Source organism: Streptomyces spongiae, assembly GCF_009377185.1.
GTDB classification, from domain to species: Bacteria; Actinomycetota; Actinomycetes; order Streptomycetales; family Streptomycetaceae; genus Streptomyces; species Streptomyces spongiae.
In genome coordinates, this window is the sequence record NZ_VJZC01000690.1 from 1 (window position 1) to 4,794 (window position 4,794).

5 protein-coding genes and 1 pseudogene are annotated in these 4,794 nt (G+C 71.5%); 5 read left to right on the plus strand and 1 reads right to left on the minus strand.

The genetic code is table 11. The features are described from left to right. The first annotated feature begins 127 nt into the window (after positions 1-127). The 3 genes from dapD (at position 128) to FNH08_RS44650 (ending at position 3,028) form a co-directional block, all read left to right on the plus strand. Positions 128-1,117 carry a 2,3,4,5-tetrahydropyridine-2,6-dicarboxylate N-succinyltransferase gene (dapD, locus tag FNH08_RS44640; RefSeq protein ID WP_152777225.1) on the plus strand — a complete coding sequence of 330 codons (990 nt, stop codon included), beginning with the start codon at positions 128-130 and terminating at the stop codon, positions 1,115-1,117. Between the two features lie 133 nt (positions 1,118-1,250). Then, the gene (locus FNH08_RS44645) at positions 1,251-1,811 is read left to right on the plus strand and encodes a SigE family RNA polymerase sigma factor (protein ID WP_152777226.1); all 561 of its coding nucleotides are present in this window, start codon (positions 1,251-1,253) and stop codon (positions 1,809-1,811) included. Further along, positions 1,808-3,028, plus strand: a complete 1,221-nt coding sequence (locus tag FNH08_RS44650) for a WD40 repeat domain-containing protein (protein WP_322726452.1) — start codon at positions 1,808-1,810, stop codon at positions 3,026-3,028. The genes FNH08_RS44645 and FNH08_RS44650 overlap by 4 nt, the downstream gene beginning before the upstream one ends. Here the strand turns inward: FNH08_RS44650 and dapA are convergent. Then, positions 3,009-3,953, minus strand: a complete 945-nt coding sequence (gene dapA, locus FNH08_RS44655) for a 4-hydroxy-tetrahydrodipicolinate synthase (RefSeq protein ID WP_152777227.1) — start codon at positions 3,951-3,953, stop codon at positions 3,009-3,011. The genes FNH08_RS44650 and dapA overlap by 20 nt on opposite strands. 114 nt (positions 3,954-4,067) lie before the next feature. On the opposite strand from dapA, the gene FNH08_RS44660 reads away from it, so the two are divergent. Then, entirely contained in the window at positions 4,068-4,280 is a 213-nt protein-coding gene (locus FNH08_RS44660; protein ID WP_152777228.1) for a hypothetical protein, read from the plus strand. Continuing rightward, positions 4,277-4,794 (plus strand): annotated as a pseudogene (locus tag FNH08_RS44665) (hypothetical protein); the annotation flags it as partial. The gene FNH08_RS44660 and the pseudogene FNH08_RS44665, both read left to right, overlap by 4 nt.

A 4,794-nucleotide genomic window follows, 5' to 3' on the forward strand; every position in this document is an offset into this window, starting at 1 on the left:
GGTAGGGGCGGCGGGGGCGAGGACAAACCGGTGCCGCGCCAGGTCACCGTCGCCGCGCGCGACCGCCACATGAGACGTCCCTCCCACCGGTTAGCCTCCACCACCCCCCGCCGGTTAGGTTGCCCTCATGACCGACACGACTGCTCCTCGCACCACCGGCGCCGTGGCCGCCGGTCTCGCCACGATCGCCGCCGACGGCACCATCCTCGACACCTGGTTCCCCGCGCCCGAGCTGACGGCCGAGCCCGGCCCGGCGGGCAGCGAGCGGCTGTCCGCCGACAGGGCCGTCGAACTGCTCGGCGAGGGCGCCGCGAAGGCGATCGGCCCGGACGCCCGCCGTGGCGTCGAGGTGGTCGCGGTCCGCACGGTCATCGCCTCCCTCGACGAGAAGCCGATCGACGCGCACGACGTCTACCTCCGCCTCCACCTGCTCTCACACCGCCTCGTCCAGCCGCACGGCCAGAGCCTCGACGGCATCTTCGGCTTCCTCGCCAACGTCGCCTGGACCTCCCTCGGCCCGGTCGCCGTCGACGACATCGAGAAGGTCCGGCTCAACGCGCGCGCCGAAGGACTGCACCTCCAGGTGACGTCCGTCGACAAGTTCCCGCGCATGACGGACTACGTCGCGCCGAAGGGCGTCCGGATCGCCGACGCCGACCGCGTCCGGCTCGGCGCGCACCTCGGCGAGGGCACCACCGTGATGCACGAGGGCTTCGTGAACTTCAACGCGGGCACCCTGGGCACCTCGATGGTCGAGGGCCGCGTCTCCGCCGGTGTCGTCGTCGGCGACGGTTCCGACATCGGCGGTGGCGCCTCCACCATGGGCACCCTGTCCGGCGGCGGCAACGTGATCATCTCCATCGGTGAGCGCTGCCTCATCGGCGCCGAGGCGGGCGTCGGTATCGCGCTCGGCGACGAGTGTGTCGTCGAGGCCGGTCTGTACGTCACCGCCGGCACGCGCGTCACCATGCCCGACGGGCAGATCGTCAAGGCCCGCGAGCTGTCCGGGGCCTCCAACATCCTGTTCCGCCGCAACTCCGTCACCGGCTCGGTCGAGGCCCGCCCGAACAACGCGGTCTGGGGCGGCCTGAACGAGATCCTGCACAGCCACAACTAGGACAGCTGGGTCCCAGGGCGCCCACCTTTTTCACGGTGGTTCGCGGCAAGTGGCATAGCCGCACCCCAGTGCGCGCGTCACAAGGGGTACAGGGGTGGCGCGCAGGGCACCACCGGGGGAAGAGAAGGTGACGATGGATGCCCAAGGCCAGGAGAGTTTCCGGGAGTTCGTGGCCGGCCGGTCGTCGGCGCTGCTGAAGACGGCCGTCCTGCTGAGCGGAGGGGACCGGCACGCGGCGGAGGACCTGTTGCAGAACGCCCTGATCAAGGCAGCCGGACGGTGGCACCGCATCGACGAACCCGAGGCGTACGTCCGCCAGGTCCTGTACCGGCAGCAGATCAGCCGCTGGCGCCTCAAGTGGCGTCGGCGCGAGGTCAGCGTCGCCGAACTGCCGGAGGAGGGCACCGACGACGGGGACGGGGCGGCCGCCGCCGAACTGCGCCTCGTGATGCGCGGCGCGCTCGCCCGGCTCACCGCGCGCCAGCGCACCGTGCTGGTCCTGCGCTACTTCGAGGACCTGCCGGAGGCCGACGTGGCCCGCATCCTCGGCTGCTCCGTCGGCACCGTACGGTCCACGACGCACCGCTCGCTCGCCCGGCTGCGCGCCCTCGCACCCGAACTGGCCGCGCTCGGCCCGGCAGACGCCGAGCGGGAGCCGTCCCGTGACTACTCGCCCGTGGAGGTGCGTCCGTGAACGTCGACGAACTGGTGCGTGACGCGCTCCGCGAACAGGCCGCCGGCCCGATGCCTCTCCCGTCGGGCTTCGCCGACCGGGTGCTGGCCGTCCGGCGGCGCCGCCGGAACCGCACGATCGCGGGCGCCGCGGCCGTCACGGCCCTCGCCGTGGGGCTGTCCGTGCCCGCCCTCTCAGGTGGCGGGGAGGATGTGCGGCCCGCGAGCGAGATGAACAAGAGCGACATCATCGCGCACCCCCACCAGTCACCGCCCAGGGACATGATCGCCGCCGGCGACACGGCACTGGCCGCGTTCTACGTGCGCGAGAACGACAAGCAGTCCAACGGGGACGTGATCTCCAAGAGGGTGTACGGGCTGCTCGACCAGAAGACCGGCAAGTACCGCAAGACCAGGTGGGCCTTCCTGGACGTCGCCCCCGGTATGCGTACCGCCGCCGTGCTGGAGGACGAACTGCCCGCCCGGCGCATCGGCCTGCTCGACATGATCACCGGCAAGGTGGACCGCTGGATCCCGGTCGAGCACGGGGTCGCCGGCGTCGCCTTCTCGTCCGACGGCGAGAAGCTCGTCGCGACGACCTACTCCAAGAACCCCGACCGCAACTTCGCCGACCACCCCCAGAACATCAACGGCAAGGACGTCCCCGGGCCCCTGCCCAGCCGTACCGGGTTCTCCGTCGTGGACGTGGACTCGGGCAAGGAGGACTGGCACAGGGCGCCCTACTGGAAGGACGAGACGGGCTGGTCGGCAAACGCCCGCGACGACTTCGAGTTCAGCCACGACGACCAGTACGTGTACGCGGACATCCCCATGGATCCGGGCCGGGAGTACTACGACCTGGAGGGCAACAAGACGGGCATTCCGGCGGCCGAGAAACACGTCAGCTGGGCGGAGGCGGGGCTCTCGCCCGACGGGAAGCTCGTCGGGGGCGACTTCGCGGGCGACGGCGACGAGATCTCCTCGGAGATCGTCGACTCGCGCACGGGCAAGCGGATCACGACCGTACCGGGGCAACAACTCCTCGCCTGGGCCGACAACAAGCGGCTCATCGCCTGGGGATGCGACCCCGAGCGGTGCAACGGCAAGAACGAGTTCCGCAACCAGCTCCTGCTCATCACCATCGGCAGCGACAAGGTCGTCCAGCTCAGCGACTTCCGCAAGGCGTCGGACGACTATCCCGGCCGCTGGGTCCCGCTGTTCACCGAACGCCGGAGCTGACCAGCTCCTCGGACGCCGCCAACTCCTCGTACGATGCCAGTTCCTCGTACGCCGTCAGCAGCCCGTCGGCCGTCTCCCGGCCGGCGGGCCGCAGCGGTGCCCGGACCGGGCCGGCGGGCAGGCCCAGTCTCCCGAGCAGTGCCTTCGCGGTCACGGTTCCGGGCAGGCCGGAGCCCATCATCAACTCGGTGAGGGGGATGGTGAGTCGCTGGCGAAGGGCGGCCCCGGCCGTGTCCCCCGCGTCGAACGCGTCGATGACCGCCCGGAAGTGACGCGGCGCCACATTCGCCACCGTACTGACGTACCCGGACCCGCCGATCGCGTACAGCGCCAGCACGTACTCGTCGCAGCCCGTGTAGTACGCCAACTCCGTTCGGGCCAGCACCTTCTGGGTGCCCAGCAGGTCGTACGCGCAGTCCTTGACCGCCACGATCCGCGGGTGCCCGGCTAGCCGGATCATGGTCTCCGGCTCGATGCGGGTGCCGGTGCGGCCGGGGATGTCGTAGAGGGCGAGTGGCAGCCCGCAGGCGTCGGCGAGCTCGCGGAAGTGGGCCTCGACGGCGTCCTGCGGGGGTCTGCTGTAGTACGGCGTGACCGCCAACAGGCCGTCCGCGCCCGCCTTTTCGGCCGCGAGGGCGAGCTCCACGCTGTGCCGCGTGTCGGACGTGCCGACCCCCGCGACGATGTGGGCCCGGTCTCCGACCGCCTCGCGGACCGCGCGCACGAGCTCCGCCTTCTCGGTGTCCGACGTGGTGGGTGACTCGCCCGTCGTACCGGACAGGACCAGACCGTCGCAGCCCCCGGCCACGAGCCGGTCGGCGAGCCGCTGCGCGCCGTCGAGATCCAGGGCGCCCTCCGCGGTGAAGGGAGTGACCATCGCGCACAGGGCGCGGCCGAAGGGGGCTGCGGGGCGTGGAGTCGTCATGGGAGTAGTGTCGGCAGGTCAACGGTGAAGCTCCACTTAATTCTCCTACGAGGTATTGGTCAGACTCACTACGCGGACGTGAGGTGCGCCCCTGGTGCGGGGAGCGAGGCCCTGGTGCCAAGCCGTCCCTTTTGGGTCACCATGGCGAAGAAGGCCAGCAAGGTCAGGTCACGCACGGTCATGGGAGGCGTCATGAGGCTCGGCAAGGCACTCGCCACCGGGGTCGCGGAGGAGCAGGACCAGCCGTACGAGGAGGAGCTGCGACTCCCTGAGGAGGCCGAGGAACCGGCGACGGCCGCGGCCGAAGAGGTACCGGTCGCGCGATGAGACTGCGGCTCCCCGAGGAACGTCCGGCGGAGCCGCCGACCGGATACAAGATCGCCCACCCGATGCTGTCCCAGGACGGCAGCCGGGCGGGGTTCACCGGGGTGTCGCTGGGCGGCGCGCTGCCGTACGGGGTCCTCGACGAGGCCCGGTGCGTCTACGGACTCAGGCACCGTTCCCCCGCGCGCCTGTGCGACTGCGGCTTCCACTGCGTGCACGACCGCCCGTCGGCCGAGGCCCTGCTGTGCACCGCCGAGCATCGCGCGGCCGTGCTGCTGGAGGTCTCCGTGCTCGGCTCGTACATCCGCTTCGAACTCGGCTTCCGGTACGCGCGCCAGCGGGTGCGGTGCGCGACGGTCGGGCCGTGCGCCTGTGGCGCGGCGGCCCTGGCCCTGGCGGACGCCGGCTGGGGGCGGCCGGGCTGGCGCGCCCTGGCCGCCGCGTGCGCGGGCTGCGTCCGCGGCCGTACGTCGCTGTCGCTCCCTTCCTTCGCACGGCTGGCGGGGGAGGGGTTGCG